We start from the raw sequence: 21,038 nt of genomic DNA on the forward strand, positions 1-21,038 counted from the left end.
AACCCGTTGGCTGGCAAAAACGACCCTTGCGAGCTTGTTGCAAGCCCGGGAGTCGCCCCACGATGAAACTATTTGGTCAGGATGAGCTTGCCCAGCTTGGTGGCCTGCAGGCGGTACACCGAGCCGTTGTGGCTGATGGCAACGGTCTTGTGGCCCTGCAGCAGCACGCTGCTGTCCAGTGCGGTAGTGGCGTAAGGTGCGCCCGCCGAAGGCGCCTCGCCGGATGCCGGGGCGCCTGCGGAGTCAGCTGGCACAGTGCGGCGGAGCGTGGCGGAGGTCAGGGAGGCTTGCATGGAGGTTTCCTGGGTCATTGCAGTGCGTTTTGTTAATGATAACGATTCGCAATTACAAGTCAAGCGAACGTTGTGTTTCTTTTTGTTCTTTGTTCAGCCCTATGGCGGAGGGCTGCGACATGGGCAACGGACTATGCGCCGTGGGCCCAGGGCCCGGGGCGGCGGTGGGTGGGGCGCGAGCATCCCCCGGTTGCCTGGCATCTCCGGCAGTCCCCCAACACACCTTGCACACCATCATCATGATGGGCGCTCTGGCGGAGGCGCGTGGGGGCTGGAAGTGCTCCTTCTGCTGTGCCTTTACTGGCCCTGCGGGTCGGTCACAAACCCGATCTTGCGCACGCCAGCACGCTGCGCGGCGGCCATGGCCTGGGCCACGAATTCGTAGCGCACGTTCTTGTCGCCACGGATGTGGAGGTCCGGCTGGGGCTCCTTGGCGGCCTCGGCCTGCAGGCGGGGGAAGAGTTCTTCTTCCGACACCTGGGACTCGTTCCAGAAGAACTTGCCATCGGCCGACACCGACAGGCGCACGGTCTCGGGCTTGACGTTCTCGGGCTGGTTGGTGGCGCGGGGCAGGTCCACGTTCACCGCGTGTTTCATCACCGGCACAGTGATGATGAAGATGATGAGCAGCACCAGCATGACGTCCACCAGGGGCGTCATGTTGATCTCGTTCATCACGTCATCGGTGTCGTCTTGGGTTCCAAAGGCCATGGCTTAGCCGCCTTTCTTCATGGGCAGCACCTTGCCGGGCTCGCCAGCGTTCACGCGGGCGCCGGTCACAAAGTAGGCGTGCAGGTCATGCGCAAAGCTGTTCAGGCCATTCAGGATGGACTTGTTGCCGCGCACCAGCGCGTTGTAGCCCAGCACCGCCGGGATGGCCACGGCCAGGCCCAGCGCGGTCATGATCAGCGCCTCGCCGATGGGGCCGGCCACCTTGTCGATGGTGGACTGCCCCGAGGTGCCGATGGCCAGCAGCGCATGGTAGATGCCCCACACGGTGCCAAACAGGCCGATGAACGGGGCGGTGGAGCCCACCGACGCCAGGATGGCCAGTCCCGAAGACAGGCGGGCGGTGAACTCGTCGATGCAGTTGCGCAGGCAGCGGGTCACCCAGTCGCTCACATCCAGGCTGTCGTGCAGGTGGGCCTTGGTGTTGCGGTGGTGGGCGGTGGCTTCGCGGCCTTCCATCGCCAGGTGGCGGAAGGGGTTGGTCGGGTCGGCGCCCAGCTTGGTCAGGCCCGCGGCAAAGTCCTCGCTGTGCCAGAAGTCCTGGGCGGCGCGGGCGTGTTTCTTGAACTTGATGATGTCCAGCGCCTTGATGAGGATGACGATCCACGAGGCCAGCGACATGGCCAGCAGCAGGATGGCGACGGCGCGGGTGACAAAGTCACCCTGGATCCAGACGTTGGCGATGCCGAATTGCGATTCCATGAAAACTCCCTGAGCGGTGATTGGTTTATTCGAGAACAAAGTTGACGGGGACGAGGTTCCACATGGCCTCGGGCACGCCGTTGCGTTTGCCGGGCACAAAGCGCCAGCGCATCACGGCGTCCTGGGCCTGGCGGTCCAGCCGGTCAAAGCCGCTGGACTTGTTGACCTCGACCTTTTGCGGCACGCCATCGGTGCCGATGAGCACCCGCAGCACCACCTTGCCCTGCTCTCCCATGCGTTTGCTGATGGCGGGGTAGCTGGGCTTGGGGTTGTTGAGATAGGCCGCGTCGCTGGACGGCAGCTCGATCTTGGGTGGTGCAGGCGGTGCCGGTGGCGCAGGCGCGGGGGCCGGAGGCGCCACGGGGGCCTCGATGGGCGGCGCGGGCGGTTGCGGCGTGGTGATGCCCGTGGGGGCATTGGGCGCCGGCATGGGGTCGGCAATGGCGACGGGCATCGGTGCCGGGCGCGGCGCGGCCTTGGGCGCTGGCTTGGGAGGGGGCGGTGGTGCCGGTGGCGGCGGGGTGACCTTGGGCGGGGCGGGCGGCGCGATGAATTCGCTGAGCAGTTCGGCCGGCACGATCACCTCGGCCGCCTTGCGCACCAGGCCGGACTGCAGGGCCCAGATGCCCGCCACATGCAGCGCCACCACGGAGCCGACGATCACGGCATTGCGGCTCACACCGCCAGGGGGGGCGAAACGATCAGGGTGAGACATAAAAAGAAAGGAAGGGCAGCGCCGCCCCTGGCGAGTACTCCGTTTCACCAAAACATTGACATGAAATCGCGCCTTTGTCCGCCATGCTGCGTTGCAAATCCTCGCGATAGCTACAGCTATCACTGCGGTTTGCGCCTCGCTTGGCGAACAAATGCATCGATTTCATTTCGTCAACCTTTTGATGAAACGGAGTACAGGGCCGACGCTGCCGGGTAAACCCGGATTATTTGCGAAAGATCCACCAGGCTGAACCTGCGACCAGGATCAGGCTGCCTGCGAGGGTAGATAGGAGTTCCATGACTTGCTTTCCAGGATGGAGCTGGCAAGCTGGATCGTCTGCGGCGCCGCGTCGTTGCGCAAGGCGGCTACCGGGTGCGAAACACTGCACTGCGCCACCACGTCGCGGGCGCAGCTTTCGCAGCATCCGCATTGGGTGGCCACGCCCAGCTCGAACTGGATCTCATCGAAGCTCATGCCGGCACGGGCATGGCGGGCAATCTCACGGTCCGAAACCCGGCGGCAAACACAGACGATCATGGCGGCAGGCAGTGTGGCTGGCTGTTGAAAGGATGATTGAGATTATAAATACGAATCTATCGCATTTGCAATAAATCATTCCTGCCGAAAGGGGGAAGGTGATGCCTGCCTCTGGCGGTTACCGATACCCCCGCTTTAGCCTGGGCCCGATGGGGCTCCGTCCTGCCCCTCCAGTAGCGCAGGCGTGGCCTCTGCCAGCGTGGCGCAGCCGGTCAGCGCCATGGCGACTTCCAGCTCGTCGCGTAGCAGGCGCAGCACATGGGCCACGCCCGCCGCCCCTCCATTGGCCAGGCCCCACACGGCGGGGCGGCCCACCAGCACGGCGGAGGCGCCGAGCGCCATGGCCTTGAGCACATCGGTGCCGCGCCGGATGCTTCCATCCACCAGCACCGGCACCTTGCCCTGCACGGCCTGCACCACGCGGGGCAGCGCGGTGGCGGTGGCGGGGGCCGTGTCCAGCGTGCGCCCGCCGTGGTTGGACACGATGAGGCCCGCAGCGCCCAGCGACACGGCCTGGCGCGCGTCGGCGGGGTGCAGCACGCCCTTGAGCAGCACCGGCAGCCGGGTGATGGACTGCAGCCACGCGATGTCGTCCCACGTGGGCGCATGGTGGAGCAGGCCGTCGAACAAGGCACTCTGGCCGGGGCTCAATGCGGAAGGGGCGAGTGTCTGCAGGCCTGCCAGGTTGACCGGGCCCACGCCGGGCGGCAGCCGAAAGCCCGCGTGCCGCTCCCGGTCGCGTACGCCGCTGGTGGGGGCATCCACCGTGAGCACCAGGGCCTCGTAGCCGGCCGCTTCGGCACGCTGCACCAGTGCCTGGGTGAAGCCACGGTCGGGTTGCAGGTAGAGCTGAAACCACAGCGGGCCGCGCACCGGGTCGGGCAGGACGGCCTGGGCCACGCTCTCCAGCGACACGCTGGCCTGGGTGCTGAGCAGCACGCCCGCGCCCAGCGCCGCTGCGGCATAGGCCATGGCCAGTTCGCCGTCGGGGTGCGCCAGGCGCTGGAAGGCCACGGGTGCGAGCAGGATGGGGTGCGCCAGCGTGCGGCCCAGCAGGGTCACGCGGGTGTGCCCACCCGCCAGCGGCCGCAGCACGCGGGGCCACAGCGGCAGGTTGTCCCAGGCGCTGCGGTTGGCGCGCAGGCTGATCTCGTCGGCCGCGCCACCGCTGAAGTACGCCCAGGCGTTGTCGTCCAGCAGCGTGCGCGCGTGCTGCTCGTGGTCGGCCAAGGTGACCAGGCCCGGGGGAATGGTGTGCCGTGCAGGAAGTTGGGTCATACAAACAAAAATAGCACCAAGCGCTAGTGGATCATGCGCTGGGTGCTATCAAAATAATAGTTCTTGCGGAGTGTCTCATACCCCCGGTCGCAGCCGTTGGGTAGGGGCCTGCGGTTCACACATCGGCCCACATGCGCAGCAGGTTGTGGTACGTGCCCGACAGCGCGATGGCAGACGGGTCGGTGTCGCCATGGGTCTGGCGCAGCTTGAGCAGGGCCATGTCCATGTCGAACAGCAACTGGCGCTGCTCCAGCCCGCGCACCATGCTCTCCACCCAGAAGAAGCTGCTCACGCGATGCCCGCGCGTGACCGGCGCGACCTGGTGCACGGTGCTGCTGGGGTACAGGATCATGTCGCCCGCAGGCAGCTTGATGCGCTTTTCGCCCAGGGCTTCGGCAATCACCAGCTCGCCACCGTCGTAGTCGTCGGGCGGCGTGAGGAACAGCGTGCACGACAGGTCGCTGCGCACCCAGCAGCTGTCGGCGCGGGAGTGCATGACGGCGCTGTCCACATGGTTGCCATAGTAGTTGGCGCCATCGCCATACTTGTTGAACAGCGGGTTGTAGATGCGGCGTGGCAGCGCGGCCGAAAAGAAAAGGGCGTTGCGATTCAACGCAGCCTTGACCAGGCTCTGGAGCTGGGTGGACAGCTCGCTGGCTTGCGCGAGCTGCAGGTTGTTCTTCTGGTGCACCGCCTGGCCGCCCGCGCTGCGGGCGCCGTCAACCCAGGGCGCGTCGGCTGCCCAGAGTTTTTGCCGGAAGAATGCGACTTCGTCGGCGGTGAGAACGTCTTGGATGCGCAGGAACATGGAGCCATTGTGAACCGGCCCCGGGCAGTGCCGGGGCCGGTTCATTCGGGGGACTTCAGAGGTGCGTCAGAAGCGTGTCTTCAGCGTCAGCTGCACAGCGCGCGGGGCGCCGGGCGTGTAGAAACCGCGGTACAGGCCTTCGGCATACGTGCGGTCGAACAGGTTGCTCACGTTCAGCTTCAGCGAGGTCTTGTCGTCAAACGCGTACTCGGCCATGGCGTCCACCACCGCAAAGCCGCTGGCGTACACGGCGCGAGAGCCTTCGGGGTTCTGCTTGCCACGGTAGGTCAGGCCAGCACCCACACGCAGCTTGGACGTGACGGCATAGGTGCTCCACACGCTGCCGCTGTGCTTGGGCGTGAGGCCGGGTCGGTCACCCTGCACCTGCGCGCCGCCGCCGTTGGAGGCCAGCACCACGTTGCTCTTGTCGATCTTGGCCGACGGGATCCAGGTGTGATTGAAGAACAGCTCCCATTGGGGAGTGAGGCGGCCCGCCAGGTTGAACTCCATGCCGGTGGCGTGGCGCTTGCCCGAGAGCAGTTCTTGCGCGGCAGCGGTGTCGGGGTCGGTGTTGCGCTCGTTGTACTTCTGGCTGTAGAAGGCGGCCACACCCAGCAGGGCGCGGCGCTCGAACAGCTCGAACTTGCCGCCGACTTCGATGTTGCGGCTCTTTTCTGGGTCGGTGTTGGCGGTGCGCGCCGTGGTGGTGCCGGGGTTGCCAAACTGGTAGGTGTCGCCCGAGGTGTTGTACGAAGTGCCGTACGACACGTAGTACGAGGTCAGTTCGTCAGGCTGGAAGATCATGCCCACGCGGGGGCTGAACAGGCTGTCGGAGCGCGAGTTGCTCAGGCTGCCTGCGGCGTTGTGGTACGCGGCGCGGAAGTTGTCGTAGCGCAGGCCGCCGACCAGCTTGAGCGTGTCGCTCAGCGAGACCGTGTCCTGGAAGTACAGGCCCAGGTTGCGCGATGTGAACGTGTTCCACTGCACCGGCGCACGGCCGTCAGCCACCCACGCGCCGTCGTTGGGCGTGCCCACCGTGGTGGTGGGGCGGGTGGTGGTGTTGGCATAGTTCTGGTTGCGCTTGGCGTCGTCGTCGTAGTAGTCCACGCCGGTCAGCACCGCGTGCTTCTTGCCACCCCAGTTGTAGGTGTTGCTGTAGTCGCTTTGCACCTGCAGCACGTTGCTCTCGCCCACACGGCCCTTGGAGCCACGGGTCAGCACGGTGCTGCTGTTGATCTGGTTCAGCGTGATGGCGCTGTTCTGGAAGCCGATGGTGCTGGCCAGCAGGTCGCGCTCGTACTTGCCGTAGCGCAGGCGCGTGGTCAGCTCGCCGTTGTCGTCAAAGCGGTGGATATGCCCCAGCGTGACGTACTGCGACGTGGTGTCGTTGTGGTCGCTGGCCAGGCCGTAGTACTTGCCTGCTTCCAGCGGCATGTTGATCTTGCCGTCTGCCGAAAGGCGCCAGGGGTGGTTGTAGAGCGGGCGGCCCTTGGATTCGAGGTAGTACAGCCCGATGGAGAACTCATCGCGCGTGCCGATGCCCCAGGCAAACGTGGGCGCAATGCCGCGCTTGTCCTGCTTGGCGCCGTAGTTGTCGTACTCCTGCACCATGGCGTTCAGGCGGAAGGCCGAGTTCTCGCCCGTCACCCAGTTGAAGTCGCCGGTGGCGCGGTGGTACTTGCCGGTGCCCAGCGTGTAGCCAGCTTCGTGCTGGTCGATCAGCAGCGGGTACTTGTTGACCTGGTTGACCACGCCGCCGGTCGAGCCCTTGCCGAACAGCATGGAGGCGGAGCCCTTGAGCACCTCGATGCGGTCGTTGTTGAAAGTGTCGCGTTCGATCAGCGGGGCGTCCTTCATGCCGTCCACATAGATATCGCCCGCCAGGCCCAGCGAAAAGCCGCGCAGGCGCACGTCTTCTTCGCCCGTTTCGCCGGACTGGAAGGTCACGCCCGCCGTGGTGCGCAGCACTTCGCGGAAGTCGTCCTGGTTGCGGTCGTTCATCAGTTTTTCGGTGAACACCGTCACGGACTGGGGGATGTCCTTGATGTCTTGCTTGCCCTTGCCCACGGTGGTCTTCTTGATGAGCAATGTGTCCTTGCCCTGGACTTCAGCGGCTTCCTTCACCGTCACGGTAGACAAGGTGGTTTCGGACGTGCCGGTCTGCGCCATGGCGCCCATCGAGGCGGCCAGCATCAGCGCGCCCAGTGGCAGCAGGGCCCTGTCGGATGAAGCGGCCTGGGGTGCCAGGGCAATGGGAGAAGCAACGAATGCGGGAGAAGAACGCAGCATGCCGCTGCGGCGCTGGGCGCGAGATTTAGCCAAGAGGGCCTCCGTCAATAGGGGTGTGCAGGTGGCGCGCAGGGGCGCCAAGAGCAGGCGAGAGGCAGTGGCTAGATCAACATGGCTGTGCGTCGTCGTGCAGCTTTATGTTACATCAAATGCGGGTCATTCTCATTTGCATTGATGCGAGCGCGCCACACTTCGGTGGCGTATGGACGTAAAAAAACCGGCAGTGCCGGTCTTTTCGCGAGAGCGACGCGGGTCGCTGAGCGTCTGGTCTTATTTGACGTGCTTGCCGATCAGGCCAGCCAGTTCAAACATGGAGACCTGGGGCTTGCCGAACAGCTCTTTCAGCTTGGCATCGGCGTTGATGTTGCGCTTGTTGGTGGCGTCCTGCAGGTTGTTGGCCTTGATGTAGACCCACAGCTTGCTGATGATCTCCGTGCGCGGCAGAGGTGCCGAGCCCACCACAGCGGCCAGCGCGGGGCTGGGCGTGAGCGCCTTCATGAAAGCGGCGTTGGGGGTCCGCTTCTTGGCGGGTGCAGCGGCCTTCTTGGCTGCTGGGGCTGTGGTTGCCGGAGCTTTTTTTGCAGTTGCCATGTTGGGTTGTCCTTGTTGGGAATAAATTTTTACCAGCGAAAACGACGCTTTCCCACTGGCAGGCTGATGCTAATGGGAAAAAATCGCGTTTCCAAGGGAGAAACGGCTTTTTTTGCCTCGATTTGTAGCGGTGGAGCCGCGCATCCCGCAGCAATAGGCCACCAAGGCGCGCCAGGCTTGACAAAGACGCGGCAGAGGGCGGGTTTCAAGTGCGGTTCCCCGGGGCATCTTCTGGGTGCGGCGTTGGGCACCGCGTCTGGGGTGGCTGCTGCTGCAGCACAATCCTGCACAACAGATTTGCCGCTCAACGAACGCGGCTCGCCCGCAGGCGTGTACCCCGGCGGGGGGGCGTTCGGTGTGGGGTCCGTGCTCGCCGCTGCCGTTGGGGCGGGTTTGATTGTTGAAACCGTCTGCTTGACTGAAAGGATCTTGGAATGGCTGCAGCTTCGCCTCTTCCCCTCACGCCGTTTGCCACCTGCGACTTTTGTGACGTCCACAAGGGCGACACCAGCGGCGCGTTCCGCGTGCTGCCCCCGGTGTTCCAGCGCTTTGGGGGCGTTGCCGCGTTCGCGGGCCCCGTCACCACCGTCAAGTGCCACGAGGACAACACCCAGGTCAAGGCGGCTGTCGAGTCAGCAGGCGAGGGCCGGGTGCTGGTGGTGGATGGCGGCGGTTCGCTGCGCCGGGCCCTGGTAGGCGGCAACCTGGCGGCAGCCGCCGCCCGCAATGGCTGGGCCGGCATCGTGGTGGACGGCTGTGTGCGTGACGTGGCAGAGCTGAATGCGGAAGCCGTCGGCATCCGCGCGCTGGCGCTGATGCCGCTGCCCACCGAGCGCCGTGGCGAGGGGCAACGCGATGTGGTTGTGTCGATTCAGGGCGTGCCTGTGCGCCCTGGCGACTGGCTGTATGCCGATGCCGACGGCATCGTGGTCAGTGCGCAGCCCTTGCACGGCTGAGGCCGGGCCGGGCCTCGGCTTTAGCAGTCCCTCTCGCTGGGGTTGGTAGGGAGATGGGCCACGAGCGCGTGGATTAATCGGTGCGGCTGTTCCGCCGCCCCACGCCCAGCGCCGCGCGCGAGGGCAGGGTGGCCAGCAACACGCTGGCCAGGGCGATGGCAAAGGCAACCAGTTGTATGCCCGTCAACGCCTCGCCCAAAAACAGCACACCCACCAGTGCAGCGCTGACCGGCAGCATGACCGAGAAGACACCGCCTTGCGCAGCGGGCACGGCCTTGAGTCCGGTCATCCACAGCCACACCGTCCACATGCAGGCGGCCAGCGCATAAAACAGCAGCAACACCCAGGTGCCCCAGCCCACAGAGGCAAACGGAAAGTCCAAGGCCAGGTACAGGCCAAATGGTGTCGTCAGCACAAAGCCCCACAAGTTGATGAGCGACGTGATGCGCTTGGGCCCCAGGCTGCCGGTCAGCTTCTTGCCGATCACGGTGTAGGCGGCCTCACAAATCACCGCACCCAGCAGCAGCATTTGGCCCCACCAAGCGTGGTTTGCAGTGTTTTTAGCTCCAAGTGCTGGTTCTATGTGCGCCGCGTGCTCTGGTTTTGATAGTGAAAACAGTGCAATGCCCAGCACCGCGCAGAGTATGGCCATCCAAGTGCGAGGCGTCACCCGTTCACCCAAAAATGCCCAGCCCATCAATGCCACGGCTGCTGGAATGGCTGCCAGGGTCACGCCTGCCGAGACAGCGTCGGTCAGGCTCACGCCGTAGATCATGCAGATCGTGAACAGAAAGTTGCCCAGAAAAGACTCCAGGAACAGCAGCCGTTTCGTCTGTGATGTGAGCGGCGGCTCGTTATCGGGTTTTTTGAGCCAGTGCAACATGGCGATGCCCCCGATGCCAAAGCGCATCCAGGCCAATAGCAACACCGGCAACACCGCCGCCAGCGGTTTGGACAGCGCGACATAGCTGCCCACCAGCGCCATGCTGAGGGCCAGGCACAAATAGGCGAAGGGGCGGTTGGGAGGGTTCGTATTCACTAGACTGGGGTGCTGTTCAACCAAAAAAGACTGCGCATCATGCCCGAGCCTTCTTCGCCTGCTGGCACCCCACGCCATGTGTTTGTGTACGGCACTTTGCGCCGTGGCGGGACCAACGACATCACGCGCTTGCAGCCCGCTCCGCGCTGGGTGGGGTTTGCGCAGGTGCCTGGTGTGTTGTTTCATTTGGGGGCGTACCCGGGCATGACGCTGGGTGGCGATCAGCCGGTACATGGTGAGGTGTACGCCATCGAGCCTGCTCTGGAGGTGATTTTGGATGCCATTGAAGGACTGAGCGGAGACAGCCCGACGGACGAGTACCTCAAGCGGGAGACCATGGTGCAGCTGAAAGGGCAGCCGTTGCCTTGTCTGGTGTACGAGATCAATACCCGCTACACGGCGAGCGCACGCCGAATTGAGCATGGTGACTGGCTCCATGCAGTGGGCGCAGCGGCGCCCTAAATTTTCACCATGCGAAAGTATAATTTCTTGATATGGAATACGATAGATGTTGCATTGCCGCAATTTTTCTCGATATGAGAAATCAATTTCTATATTGAGAAATCACGTGGTTAAGTGGTTGTTTTGAAACAAGAAAATTTATCTCTTCTATAAGACATAAGAGCTTGCGCAAGTCTTATAGAAGACTTAAAGTTGTCTTCAAGGGCGGCACACAGCAGCCCGGCGTTTTCAACCAACCCCTGGAGTGATCTCATGCCCCAATCCCTCAACGAACAACTGAGCCGCGAACAGCAAATTGCCGCCCTGGAAAAAGACTGGGCGACCAATCCCCGCTGGAAGGGTGTGAAGCGCGGCTACTCCGCTGCAGACGTGGTGCGCCTGCGCGGTTCGCTGCCCATCGAGCACACGCTGGCCAAGCGCGGCGCGGAAAAGCTGTGGGACAAGATCAACGGCGGCGCCAAGAAGGGCTACGTCAACGCCTTTGGCGCCATCTCTGCTGGTCAAGCCATGCAGCAAGCCAAGGCAGGCCTCGAAGCCGTGTACCTGTCGGGCTGGCAAGTCGCCGCTGACGGCAACACGTCAGAAACCATGTACCCCGACCAGTCGCTGTATGCCTACGACTCGGTGCCCACCATGGTTCGCCGCATCAACAATACCTTCAAGCGCGCCGACGAAATCCAGTGGGGCCGTGGCATCAACCCCGGCGACAAGGAATTCATCGACTACTTCCTGCCCATCGTGGCCGACGCGGAAGCTGGTTTTGGCGGCGTGCTGAATGCGTTCGAACTGATGAAGAACATGATCCAGTCGGGCGCTGCCGGCGTTCACTTCGAAGACCAACTGGCTGCTGTTAAGAAGTGCGGCCACATGGGTGGCAAGGTGCTGGTGCCCACGCAGGAAGCCTGCGAAAAGCTGATCTCTGCCCGTTTTGCTGCCGACGTGATGGGCGTGTCCACTATCGTGCTGGCCCGTACCGATGCAGAAGCCGCTAACCTGATCACGTCCGACCACGACGCCAACGACAAGCCTTTCCTGACCGGCGAGCGGACGCAAGAAGGCTTCTACCGCGTGAAGAACGGCCTGGAACAAGCCATCAGCCGTGGCGTCGCCTACGCTCCCTACGCCGATCTGGTGTGGTGCGAAACTGGCGTGCCAGACATCGGCTTCGCCCGTGAATTTGCGCAAGCCGTGCACGCTGCCTGCCCCGGCAAGCTGCTGTCGTACAACTGCTCGCCATCGTTCAACTGGAAGAAGAACCTCAACGACAAGCAGATCGCTTCGTTCCAGGAAGACCTGTCGGCCCTGGGCTACAAGTACCAGTTCATCACGCTGGCCGGTATCCACATCAACTGGTTCAACACCTTCCAGTTCGCCCATGCATACGCCCAGGGCGAAGGCATGAAGCACTACACCGAGATGGTGCAAGAGCCAGAATTCGCAGCACGCGAAAAGGGCTACACCTTCGTGTCGCACCAGCAAGAAGTGGGCGCAGGCTACTTCGACGACGTGACCACGGTGATCCAGGGCGGTTCGTCCAGCGTGAAGGCCCTGACGGGTTCGACCGAAGAAGAGCAGTTCCATTGATCTAAGGTGTTTAGCGCCACTTCGTTGTGGCGCGAAATGCACTCGACAAAAGTCCGAAGCAAATGCTTCGGGCTTTTTTTTCTGGGTGCTGGGGTTAAAATCCATGGAAATTCACTGCACAAGAGCGAGAAAGGCAATCTGGTTATGACACCGCGAACTACATCGGAGATGTTGACTGGCCGTTAAGGCTGGCTGTTCGCGCCTGCACGAGATTGCACACACCTCCAAAAAGCGCGGACTTGCTCCGCGCTTTTTTGTTTCCTGGGCCTGGCGCGTGCCCGTACCCATTGCACTGATTGAAAAGAAAGAGTTACTCCCATGATTCACATCACGCTTCCCGACGGTTCGCAGCGCGAGTTTCCAGGCCCCGTCACGGTGGCCGAAGTGGCGGCCTCCATTGGCTCGGGTCTGGCCAAAGCCGCTTTGGCGGGCAAGATCGGCGACAACGTGGTGGATACCAGCTACCAGATCACGGCCGACAGTCCGCTGTCCATCATCACTGCCAAGGATGCCGACGGTCTGGAGGTGATCCGCCATTCCACGGCGCACTTGTTGGCTTATGCCGTTAAGGAGTTGTTTCCTGATGCGCAGGTCACCATTGGCCCGGTGATCGAAAACGGTTTCTATTACGACTTTGCCTACAAGCGTCCTTTCACGCCTGAAGACCTGGTTGCCATCGAAAAGCGCATGGCCGAACTGGCGGCCAAGGACGAGCCAGTGGTGCGTCGCGTGTTGCCGCGTGATGAGGCGGTGGCTTACTTCAAGGGGCTGGGTGAGCACTACAAGGCAGAAATCATTGCCAGCATTCCCAGCAACGAAGATGTGAGCCTGTATCGCGAAGGCAATTTCGAAGACCTGTGTCGTGGCCCCCATGTGCCCAGCACCGGCAAGCTCAAGTTCTTCAAGCTCATGAAGGTGGCGGGCGCCTACTGGCGTGGGGACCACCGCAACGAGATGCTGCAGCGGGTCTATGGCACGGCCTGGGCCACCAAGGATGAGCTGCAGCAGTATTTGACGATGCTGGAGGAGGCAGAAAAGCGCGACCACCGCAAACTCGGCCGCGAGCTGGATCTGTTCCACATCGACGAGCACTCGCCTGGCACGGTGTTCTGGCACCCCAAGGGCTGGACGGTGTGGCAGGAGGTGGAGCAGTACATGCGCCGCGTGTACCGCGACAACGGCTACCAAGAGGTCAAGGGTCCGCAAATCCTGGACCAGGGCCTGTGGGAGAAAACCGGCCACTGGGACAAATACCGCGAGAACATGTTTGTGACGGAGTCGGAGAAGCGCGACTACGCGCTCAAGCCGATGAACTGCCCCGGGCATATCATCATTTTCAAGCAGGGCATCAAGAGCTACCGCGACCTGCCTTTGCGGTTTGGCGAGTTCGGTCAATGCCATCGCAATGAGCCGACCGGTGGCCTGCACGGCATCATGCGTGTGCGTGCCTTCACGCAGGACGACGGCCATATCTTTTGCACCGAAGACCAGATCCAGTCGGAGGTGGTGGCGTTCACCACGTTGCTGCAAAAGGTCTACAAGGACTTCGGGTTCACAGACATCATCTACAAGCTGTCCACACGGCCTGAGAAACGAATCGGTAGCGAGGAAAGCTGGGACCGCGCCGAGAACGCATTGGCCGAGGGACTGCGAGCGTCCGGCTGCGAATTCGAGTACCTGCCGGGAGAAGGCGCTTTTTACGGTCCCAAGATCGAGTACACGCTCAAGGATGCGCTGGGGCGCCCCTGGCAGTGCGGCACGATCCAGGTGGATCCGAACATGCCGGAGCGCTTGGATGCTGAATTTGTGGGCGAAGATGGCGCCCGCCATCGGCCCATCATGCTGCATCGCGCCATCGTTGGCAGCCTGGAGCGCTTCATCGGAATTCTGATTGAGCAACATGCTGGCGCCTTGCCTACGTGGCTCGCTCCCGTACAGGTTTCGGTGCTCAACATCACGGACGCGCAGTCCGATTACTGTCGTGAAATCGCAGCAAAACTGCAAAAAGCGCTGCCCAATCAAGGCCTTAGGGTGGCCCTGGATCTCCGCAACGAGAAGATTACGTATAAAATACGGGAGCATTCGATGCAAAAGCTGCCCTACATCCTCGTCGCAGGCGACAAGGAGAAGGCGGCAGGAGCCGTCGCAGTGCGAGCCCGGGGTAATCGTGATCTCGGCGTGATGTCTGTGGATGCGTTCATTGAATTGATCGCTAACGACATCGCCACCAAAGCCTGATTTTGAACACAAAAACTGCTTTGCCGCTCGCGGACTGTGCGGAAGTAGCTACTTTATTTGTAGCATTTTGATTCAAGGAAGATAGCCATCGCTACTGAATTTCGTGATCGTCGCCACCGGGAAGAGCGCAAGCATCGCCTGAACCGTGAAATCATGGCCCCGGAAGTCCGCCTGTCCGGGCCTGACAACGAGCCTTTGGGTGTTGTCAGCCTCATGGAGGCCTTGCGCATGGCCGGTGAGCTGGACGTGGATCTGGTGGAAATCGCCGCTACGGCGAATCCACCGGTGTGCCGCCTCATGGACTACGGCAAGTTCAAGTACCAAGAGCAAAAGCGTGCGGCAGAAGCCAAAGCCAAGCAGACGGTCATTGAGATCAAGGAAGTCAAGTTCCGCCCCGGAACGGACGATGGCGACTACAACATCAAGATGCGCAACATCCGCCGTTTTTTGGCGGATGGTGACAAGTGCAAGATCACGCTGCGGTTTCGCGGTCGTGAAATCACGCACCAGGAACTAGGCTTGGCTTTGCTGAACCGGATTCGTGACGAATTGGCTGACAGCATCATCATCGAGCAGTTTCCCAAGCTGGAAGGTCGCCAGATGATCATGATGATTGCCCCGGGCAAGAAGAAGCCCGCGGCCAAGCCAGCGGCTGAAGGTGCGGCCCCGGCAACGGGGGCGGCAGCATAGGTCTGTCAATCAGTGTCAGATTTTGAGCGCTGCGGCCGAAAGGGCGGGGCGCTTAAAAAGGCAGGGCTTTCGAGCACTGCCGACCGGAAGGTGAAAGCCTTTCGATAAAAGTGGCTCGGGGCCAACAAGTTTGCAGATCGGTTTGCAAACGCCTCGCGAGCACAATGAAAAAGGAGCATTCACATGCCCAAAATGAAGACCAAGAGCAGCGCGAAAAAACGTTTCCGCGTTCGTCCAGGTGGTACCGTCAAGCGCGGTCAAGCCTTCAAGCGTCACATCTTGACCAAGAAGACCACCAAGAACAAGCGCCATCTGCGTGGTGCGGTTGCTGTGCACGAGACCAATATGGGCTCGATTTCACAGATGCTGCCCGGCATGGGCGTTTAATTTACTGACGAACAAGGAGTACATACATGCCTCGCGTCAAACGTGGTGTAACGGCCCGTGCCCGTCACAAGAAAGTTCTCGCCCTTGCCAAGGGTTTCCGTGGTCGCCGCGGTAACGTCTTCCGTATCGCCAAACAGGCGGTAATGAAGGCTGGGCAATATGCCTACCGTGACCGCCGCACCAAGAAGCGCGTGTTCCGCCAGTTGTGGATCGCCCGTATCAACGCCGCTGCCCGTGAACTGGGTCTGACCTACAGCCAGTTCGCCAACGGCCTGAAGAAGGCTTCCATCGAGATCGACCGCAAGATGCTGGCCGATCTCGCAGTGCACGACAAGGCTGCCTTTGGCAGCATCGTGGAGCAAGTCAAGGCCAAGCTGGCTGCTTGAGTTCACGATGAGCGGCTATCGTTCTGATAGCTGCTTGCGCAATAACAGCAAGGGCTAGGGCTTGAAAAGGCACTAGCCCTTGTTCATTTTCAAGAGTCGATATGAACGAGTTGGATTCCCTGGTCGAGAGCGCGACGCAACTGTTTGCCCAAAGCGCAACCCCCGCTGACCTCGAAAACGCCAAGGCGCAATTTCTGGGCAAGTCGGGTCGAGTGACCGAGCTCATGAAGGGCATGGCTCAGCTGTCCGTCGAGGAAAAAAAATCCCGCGGCGCAGCCATCAACGTCGCCAAACAGGCCATCGAGGCTGCACTGACCGCTCGCCGCCAAGCTCTGGCCGATGCCGAACTTCAATTGCAGCTCAAGGCCGAAGCACTGGACGTGAGCCTCCCAGGCCGCCAGCGTGGGCAAGGTGGCCTGCACCCGGTGTCGCTGACGCTTGAACGCATCCAGGGTATCTTTGGTTCCATGGGCTTTGACGTCGCAGAAGGCCCCGAGATCGAGTCCGACTGGTTCAACTTCACTGCACTGAATACGCCGGAAGACCACCCCGCGCGTTCCATGCACGACACGTTCTATGTGGAGGGCGGCACTGCCACCGCCCCCAACCTGCTGCGCACACACACCAGCCCCATGCAGATCCGTCACGCGGTGCAGCATGTCAAGAAGCACCGCGCTGCGCTCGATGCCGGTCAGGCGATGCCTGAGATCCGCGTCATCGCACCGGGCCGTACTTACCGCGTGGACAGTGACGCTACGCACTCGCCCATGTTTCACCAGTGCGAAGGCCTGTGGATTGGTGAGAACGTGAGCTTCAAGGACCTGAAGGTCATCTTCACGGATTTCTGCCGCACGTTCTTTGAAAGCGATGACCTTGTGTTGCGCTTCCGCCCCAGTTTTTTCCCGTTCACGGAGCCCAGCGCCGAGATCGACATCCAGTTCCAGACAGGCCCGTTGGCTGGTCGTTGGCTCGAAGTGGCTGGCTCGGGTCAGGTGCACCCCAACGTGGTGCGCAACATGGGCCTTGACCCCGAGAAGTACATCGGCTTTGCATTCGGCATGGGGCCAGACCGCTTGACCATGCTGCGATACGGCGTCAACGACCTGCGCCTGTTCTTTGACGGCGACATCCGCTTCCTGTCGCAGTTCCAGTAAAGCCCGCCGACTTCGCGCCGCGCGTGTGCCCGGTGGCCGCGCTGCGCACCTTCCGTACAAGAGTGTCCGACTATGCAATTTCCTGAATCCTGGTTGCGCGAATTCTGCAACCCCCCTTTGACGACGGCCGAGCTGGCCGAAACGCTGACGATGGCCGGTCTGGAAGTGGAAGAGCTGCGCCCCGTCGCCCCGCCTTTCACCAAGATTGTGGTGGGTGAGATCAAGGAGGCGGTACAGCACCCCGACGCCGACCGCCTGCGTGTGTGTCAGGTGGATGTGGGGCAGGGCGCCCTGCTGAATATCGTCTGTGGCGCACCCAATGCCCGCGTGGGCATCAAGGTGCCATGCGCACTGGTGGGCGCCGAGCTGCCGCCTGGCGATGATGGCAAGCCCTTCCTTATCAAGGTGGGCAAACTGCGCGGCGTGGAGAGCCAAGGCATGTTGTGTTCCGCCCGTGAGCTCAAGCTGTCGGAAGACCACGGCGGCCTGCTGGAGCTCGATGCCTCGGCCCCTGTGGGTCGGGACATCCGCGAACACCTGAACCTGGACGACACGCTGTTCACGCTCAAGCTCACGCCCAATCTAGCGCATTGCCTGAGTGTCTATGGCATCGCGCGGGAAGTGTCCGCATTGACGGGTACGCCGTTGCAACGTCCGTCGTTCCCTGCCGTGGCTGCAAAGCTGGTGGACAAACTGCCCGTGAAGGTGAGCGCGCCTGACCTGTGTGGTCGCTTCTCTGGCCGTATCGTGCGCTACGTGAATACACGGGCTGCCACCCCTCAATGGATGCTGGATCGCCTGGCACGTTGCGGCCAGCGCGGTGTGTCGCCTCTGGTGGACATCTCCAACTATGTGATGTTTGAGTTTGGACGCCCTTCGCACATTTTTGATCTGGACAAGATCCATGGTGGCCTTGACGTGCGTTGGGGCAAGCCGGGCGAGCAGCTCAAGCTGCTCAACGGCAACACCATCACGGTGGACGACAAGGTGGGGGTGATCGCCGATGACAGCCAGGTCGAATCGCTGGCAGGCATCATGGGCGGAGACGCCACGGCGGTGTCTGATGACACCCGGCACATCTATATCGAGGCGGCTTTCTGGTGGCCCAAGGCGGTGGCAGGCCGTTCGCGCCGCTTCAACTTCTCGACGGATGCCGGCCATCGTTTTGAGCGCGGCGTGGATCCTAGCCTGACGGTGGAGCATATCGAGCGCATTACCCAACTCGTCATCGACATCTGCGGTACGGCAGATACAGCATGCGGCCCTATGGACGACCAAGTGGTGAACTTGCCTGTGCCACAGCCTGTCACGCTGCTCGTGGCGCGTGCCGCCAAGGTCATCGGCATGCCGCTGACGCAGGTGCAATGCGCCGACGCGCTGACCCGCCTGGGCCTGCCGGTCGTGCAGGGCGATGGTGTGCTCACGGTCACGCCGCCGTCGTTCCGTTTCGACATTACCATTGAGGAAGATCTGATCGAAGAAGTGGCCCGCATGGTGGGCTACAACAACCTGCCGACCACGCCGCCTCTTGCACCTATCACACCCAAGCTGGCGCTCGAGGCCACGCGAAGCCCGTTTGCGGTGCGCCGTTCGCTGGCAGCCCTGGGGTATCAGGAAACGATCAATTTCAGCTTTGTGGAAGAGCGTTGGGAACTTGAGCTGGCCGCCAACCCGCAACCCATCAAGCTGCTCAATCCGATTGCAAGTCAGATGAGCGTGATGCGCTCGACTTTATTGGGTTCTCTGCTACAAGTTTTGAAGTTCAACCTGGACCGCAAGGCTGAGCGGGTGCGCGTCTTTGAACTGGGCCGTGTGTTCCTGCGCGACGGCAGCGTGCGCAACACCGACACCACGGTTGAAGGCTTCCATCAGCCCATGCGCGTTTCGGGTCTGGCCTATGGCCCGAACGACATGCTGCAATGGGGGCGCAAGGAACAAGGCATCGACTTCTTTGATGTGAAGGGCGATGTGGAAGCCCTGTTGGCGCCTTTGCGCGCGACGTTCGAGCCGGGCACACATCCCGCCATGCACCCTGGCCGTTGTGCACGCGTGCTGGTCGATGGGCGCGCTATTGGTTTTGTGGGCGAATTGCATCCGCAGTGGCGCCAGTCTTGGGATCTGCCGCTTGCACCTGTGATGTTTGAGCTGGAGCTTGACGCCGTGCTGCAGCGGGTGGTGCCACAGTTCAAGCCAGTGACCAAACACCAGGCTGTCGAGCGCGATCTGGCCGTGGTGGTGGCTGAGCGCGTGACGCACGCGGACATCATGGGTGCGGTGGAGCAAGCCGTTCCGGGTGGCATGTTGCGGTCTGCTGTGCTGTTTGACGTGTACCGGCCCAAGGCGCTGCGTGCGGGCGAAGAGGCGCCTGCAGGTGGCTTGGCCCCCGGCGAGAAGAGTCTGGCCGTGCGCCTCACCCTGGGGCGCGATGAAGCCACGCTCACCGAGGCTGAAATCGACGCCGCGATGCAATCCGTGATCACTCAGTTGACGCAGCGCACTGGCGCCCGTCTGCGGGTGTGATGATGTCCAAGGGGAGTGACGAGCCATGATCGAATTCGCAGTTGAAAGCCTGGAGACACCGGCACTGACCAAGGCGCAGTTGGCAGATCTGTTGTTCGATCAGATCGGCTTGAACAAGCGCGAGTCCAAGGACATGATCGATGCCTTCTTCGACCTGATTGCCCAAAGCCTTGTCGAAGGCAAGGACGTCAAGCTTTCGGGGTTTGGCAATTTTCAGATCCGGACCAAGGCACCCCGCCCCGGGCGCAATCCACGCACGGGGGAGGCCATCCCCATCAAGGCGCGCCGCGTGGTGACCTTCCACGCCAGCAGCAAGCTCAAGGAGCAGATCCAGACGGCTGCTGTTGCGTGAATTTGTACTGTTTTTGTTGCCAAGATGTTCTTGGTGGCTGGCGGTGCAGGCTGGTCTGCAGTACGCTTGAAAGCTTTCCCGTTTGAATCCGCATCTCATGGGCACCACCCTCCCTTCCATTCCCGCCAAGCGATACTTCACGATTGGTGAGGTTGCGGAGCTGTGCGGCGTCAAGCCGCATGTGTTGCGTTACTGGGAGCAGGAGTTCACGCAGCTGCGTCCCATGAAGCGGCGTGGCAACCGGCGTTACTACCAGCATCACGAGGTGCTGATGATTCGCCGCATCCGCGATCTGCTGTACGACCAAGGCTTCACCATCAGCGGGGCGCGCAATCGCCTGCAAGAGCTTTCACATCCCTCGCGAGAAGGTGCCTCTGACGAGGCTTCCCTCGCGCAGGACGCCGAGCTGCCCAGCATGCTGGTGGACAGTGCGCGCGACCTTTCGATCGTCGCAACAGGCTTCTCGCTGGACTCCAACGCAGTGCGCCAAGAATTATTTGAAATTCGTGCGCTACTTTCTCTGAACTGAGCTTTTTTCTGCATATAATCTAAGTCTTGTCGGCGTGTAGCGCAGCCTGGTAGCGCACTTGCATGGGGTGCAAGGGGTCGCGAGTTCGAATCCCGCCACGCCGACCATTGGTAGCAAAAGCCCAGAGCCGAAAGGTTCTGGGCTTTTTTGCTTTTCTCCTCGGCTGGTTTTAACAGCATCAGCGTTGCGGCTCGGTGGTGGCGCTTGCGTAATGCACACGCTGTGCTTGCGTGCCGTGCATGCGGCGACGTCAGACGCCCCATGCAGTGATGACGGGGCCTGGGAGGGGGCGCAACAACACGCCCACCATGGGCATGGAGACCTTCATGATTGATGGCTTGGTAGCCGGACGGCTTTACGGTGAGGCGGAGCGCCGCACGGACAAAGCGGGCAAGGCCTACACACTGGCGAAGGTGCGAGCCAGCACGGCAGAGGGCGAAGTGCTTTTCATCAATGTCATCGCCTTTGACGAGGATCTCTGCGCGTCCCTTCACCAGCTGCGCGACGGTGATTCGGTGGCGCTTTCTGGCAGCTTGAATCCCCGTGTCTGGACGGACAAACAAGGCAATGCAAGGCCCGCCTTGGATATGGTGGCACACCGATTGATCGGCCTGCCGATCTCTGGCGTGGAGCAGTAGACGTACGCTGCGCAATCCGGGTCATGCGGTTGCACGCGGAGCAGGACGCGTACAAGTGGTGGGTGCAAGGTGCAAGGCCTAGCCTGTCTTGCGGGGGTTGCTTGTGGGGGTGGGGGCAAAACCCAACGCCTTGAGCTCATCCTCACTCATGTGCAGTTCCG

Annotated in this window: 23 protein-coding genes and 1 tRNA gene; 13 read left to right on the forward strand and 11 right to left on the reverse strand. The window is 61.9% G+C overall.

The features are described 5' to 3' along the window. Nucleotides 1-68: 68 nt before the first annotated feature. The 10 genes from ISS20_RS14220 to ISS20_RS14265 form a co-directional block, all read right to left on the reverse strand. Nucleotides 69-293: a hemin uptake protein HemP gene (locus ISS20_RS14220; RefSeq protein WP_291437627.1), complete on the reverse strand. Its 225-nt coding sequence runs from the start codon at nucleotides 291-293 to the stop codon at nucleotides 69-71. Between the two features lie 297 nt (nucleotides 294-590). Next, nucleotides 591-1,004 carry a biopolymer transporter ExbD gene (locus ISS20_RS14225; RefSeq protein ID WP_015014562.1) on the reverse strand — a complete coding sequence of 138 codons (414 nt, stop codon included), beginning with the start codon at nucleotides 1,002-1,004 and terminating at the stop codon, nucleotides 591-593. Nucleotides 1,005-1,007: 3 nt separating this feature from the next. Next, nucleotides 1,008-1,724: a MotA/TolQ/ExbB proton channel family protein gene (locus tag ISS20_RS14230; RefSeq protein ID WP_291437629.1), complete on the reverse strand. Its 717-nt coding sequence runs from the start codon at nucleotides 1,722-1,724 to the stop codon at nucleotides 1,008-1,010. Nucleotides 1,725-1,749: 25 nt separating this feature from the next. Further along, complete coding sequence (locus tag ISS20_RS14235; RefSeq protein ID WP_291437632.1) at nucleotides 1,750-2,439, reverse strand: energy transducer TonB; 690 nt, start codon at nucleotides 2,437-2,439, stop codon at nucleotides 1,750-1,752. Further along, nucleotides 2,426-2,605, reverse strand: coding sequence for a hypothetical protein (locus tag ISS20_RS14240; protein WP_291437633.1), 180 nt, complete (start codon nucleotides 2,603-2,605; stop codon nucleotides 2,426-2,428). The genes ISS20_RS14235 and ISS20_RS14240 overlap by 14 nt, the downstream gene beginning before the upstream one ends. 98 nt (nucleotides 2,606-2,703) lie before the next feature. After that, nucleotides 2,704-2,976, reverse strand: coding sequence for a (2Fe-2S)-binding protein (locus ISS20_RS14245; RefSeq protein WP_291437635.1), 273 nt, complete (start codon nucleotides 2,974-2,976; stop codon nucleotides 2,704-2,706). Between the two features lie 135 nt (nucleotides 2,977-3,111). Further along, the gene (locus ISS20_RS14250) at nucleotides 3,112-4,254 is read right to left on the reverse strand and encodes an alpha-hydroxy acid oxidase (RefSeq protein WP_291437636.1); all 1,143 of its coding nucleotides are present in this window, start codon (nucleotides 4,252-4,254) and stop codon (nucleotides 3,112-3,114) included. A gap of 115 nt (nucleotides 4,255-4,369) precedes the next feature. After that, nucleotides 4,370-5,062: a Fe2+-dependent dioxygenase gene (locus tag ISS20_RS14255; RefSeq protein WP_291437637.1), complete on the reverse strand. Its 693-nt coding sequence runs from the start codon at nucleotides 5,060-5,062 to the stop codon at nucleotides 4,370-4,372. Between the two features lie 66 nt (nucleotides 5,063-5,128). Then, complete coding sequence (locus ISS20_RS14260; protein WP_291437664.1) at nucleotides 5,129-7,351, reverse strand: TonB-dependent siderophore receptor; 2,223 nt, start codon at nucleotides 7,349-7,351, stop codon at nucleotides 5,129-5,131. 270 nt (nucleotides 7,352-7,621) lie between these two features. Continuing rightward, nucleotides 7,622-7,942 carry an SWIB/MDM2 domain-containing protein gene (locus ISS20_RS14265; RefSeq protein WP_015014555.1) on the reverse strand — a complete coding sequence of 107 codons (321 nt, stop codon included), beginning with the start codon at nucleotides 7,940-7,942 and terminating at the stop codon, nucleotides 7,622-7,624. A 434-nt stretch (nucleotides 7,943-8,376) separates the two neighbouring features. On the opposite strand from ISS20_RS14265, the gene rraA reads away from it, so the two are divergent. Then, the gene (gene rraA / locus ISS20_RS14270) at nucleotides 8,377-8,898 is read left to right on the forward strand and encodes a ribonuclease E activity regulator RraA (protein WP_291437641.1); all 522 of its coding nucleotides are present in this window, start codon (nucleotides 8,377-8,379) and stop codon (nucleotides 8,896-8,898) included. A 73-nt stretch (nucleotides 8,899-8,971) separates the two neighbouring features. Here the strand turns inward: rraA and ISS20_RS14275 are convergent, their stop codons facing one another. Then, complete coding sequence (locus ISS20_RS14275) at nucleotides 8,972-9,937, reverse strand: DMT family transporter (RefSeq protein WP_291437643.1); 966 nt, start codon at nucleotides 9,935-9,937, stop codon at nucleotides 8,972-8,974. 39 nt (nucleotides 9,938-9,976) lie between these two features. Here ISS20_RS14275 and ISS20_RS14280 point away from each other — a divergent pair, with 39 nt between their 5' ends. From ISS20_RS14280 to ISS20_RS14335, 12 genes are all read left to right on the forward strand, one after another. Further along, entirely contained in the window at nucleotides 9,977-10,399 is a 423-nt protein-coding gene (locus ISS20_RS14280; protein WP_291437645.1) for a gamma-glutamylcyclotransferase family protein, read from the forward strand. Nucleotides 10,400-10,651: 252 nt separating this feature from the next. Beyond that, on the forward strand, nucleotides 10,652-11,983 hold the full coding sequence (aceA, locus tag ISS20_RS14285) for an isocitrate lyase (protein WP_055402695.1): 1,332 nt from the start codon (nucleotides 10,652-10,654) through the stop codon (nucleotides 11,981-11,983). Nucleotides 11,984-12,301: 318 nt separating this feature from the next. Beyond that, nucleotides 12,302-14,221: a threonine--tRNA ligase gene (thrS, locus tag ISS20_RS14290; RefSeq protein ID WP_291437651.1), complete on the forward strand. Its 1,920-nt coding sequence runs from the start codon at nucleotides 12,302-12,304 to the stop codon at nucleotides 14,219-14,221. Nucleotides 14,222-14,302: 81 nt separating this feature from the next. Then, a complete protein-coding gene (gene infC, locus ISS20_RS14295; protein WP_082522461.1) occupies nucleotides 14,303-14,911 on the forward strand; it encodes a translation initiation factor IF-3 in 609 nt (202 codons plus the stop codon). Nucleotides 14,912-15,094: 183 nt separating this feature from the next. Further along, complete coding sequence (gene rpmI / locus ISS20_RS14300; protein ID WP_008904041.1) at nucleotides 15,095-15,298, forward strand: 50S ribosomal protein L35; 204 nt, start codon at nucleotides 15,095-15,097, stop codon at nucleotides 15,296-15,298. Between the two features lie 26 nt (nucleotides 15,299-15,324). Next, a complete protein-coding gene (gene rplT, locus ISS20_RS14305; protein ID WP_005795139.1) occupies nucleotides 15,325-15,684 on the forward strand; it encodes a 50S ribosomal protein L20 in 360 nt (119 codons plus the stop codon). Between the two features lie 101 nt (nucleotides 15,685-15,785). Further along, on the forward strand, nucleotides 15,786-16,838 hold the full coding sequence (gene pheS / locus ISS20_RS14310; RefSeq protein ID WP_291437657.1) for a phenylalanine--tRNA ligase subunit alpha: 1,053 nt from the start codon (nucleotides 15,786-15,788) through the stop codon (nucleotides 16,836-16,838). Nucleotides 16,839-16,910: 72 nt separating this feature from the next. Next, nucleotides 16,911-19,358: a phenylalanine--tRNA ligase subunit beta gene (pheT, locus tag ISS20_RS14315; protein WP_291437659.1), complete on the forward strand. Its 2,448-nt coding sequence runs from the start codon at nucleotides 16,911-16,913 to the stop codon at nucleotides 19,356-19,358. Nucleotides 19,359-19,383: 25 nt separating this feature from the next. Continuing rightward, on the forward strand, nucleotides 19,384-19,710 hold the full coding sequence (locus ISS20_RS14320; protein WP_056063789.1) for an integration host factor subunit alpha: 327 nt from the start codon (nucleotides 19,384-19,386) through the stop codon (nucleotides 19,708-19,710). Nucleotides 19,711-19,807: 97 nt separating this feature from the next. Further along, on the forward strand, nucleotides 19,808-20,239 hold the full coding sequence (locus tag ISS20_RS14325) for a MerR family transcriptional regulator (RefSeq protein ID WP_291437662.1): 432 nt from the start codon (nucleotides 19,808-19,810) through the stop codon (nucleotides 20,237-20,239). Nucleotides 20,240-20,269: 30 nt separating this feature from the next. Next, nucleotides 20,270-20,346 (forward strand) — tRNA-Pro (locus ISS20_RS14330). A 219-nt stretch (nucleotides 20,347-20,565) separates the two neighbouring features. Next, nucleotides 20,566-20,877, forward strand: a complete 312-nt coding sequence (locus ISS20_RS14335) for a single-stranded DNA-binding protein (RefSeq protein ID WP_291437666.1) — start codon at nucleotides 20,566-20,568, stop codon at nucleotides 20,875-20,877. Nucleotides 20,878-21,038: the final 161 nt, after the last annotated feature.

Source organism: Acidovorax sp. (assembly GCF_016783915.1).
Lineage (GTDB): Bacteria > Pseudomonadota > Gammaproteobacteria > Burkholderiales > Burkholderiaceae_C > Acidovorax.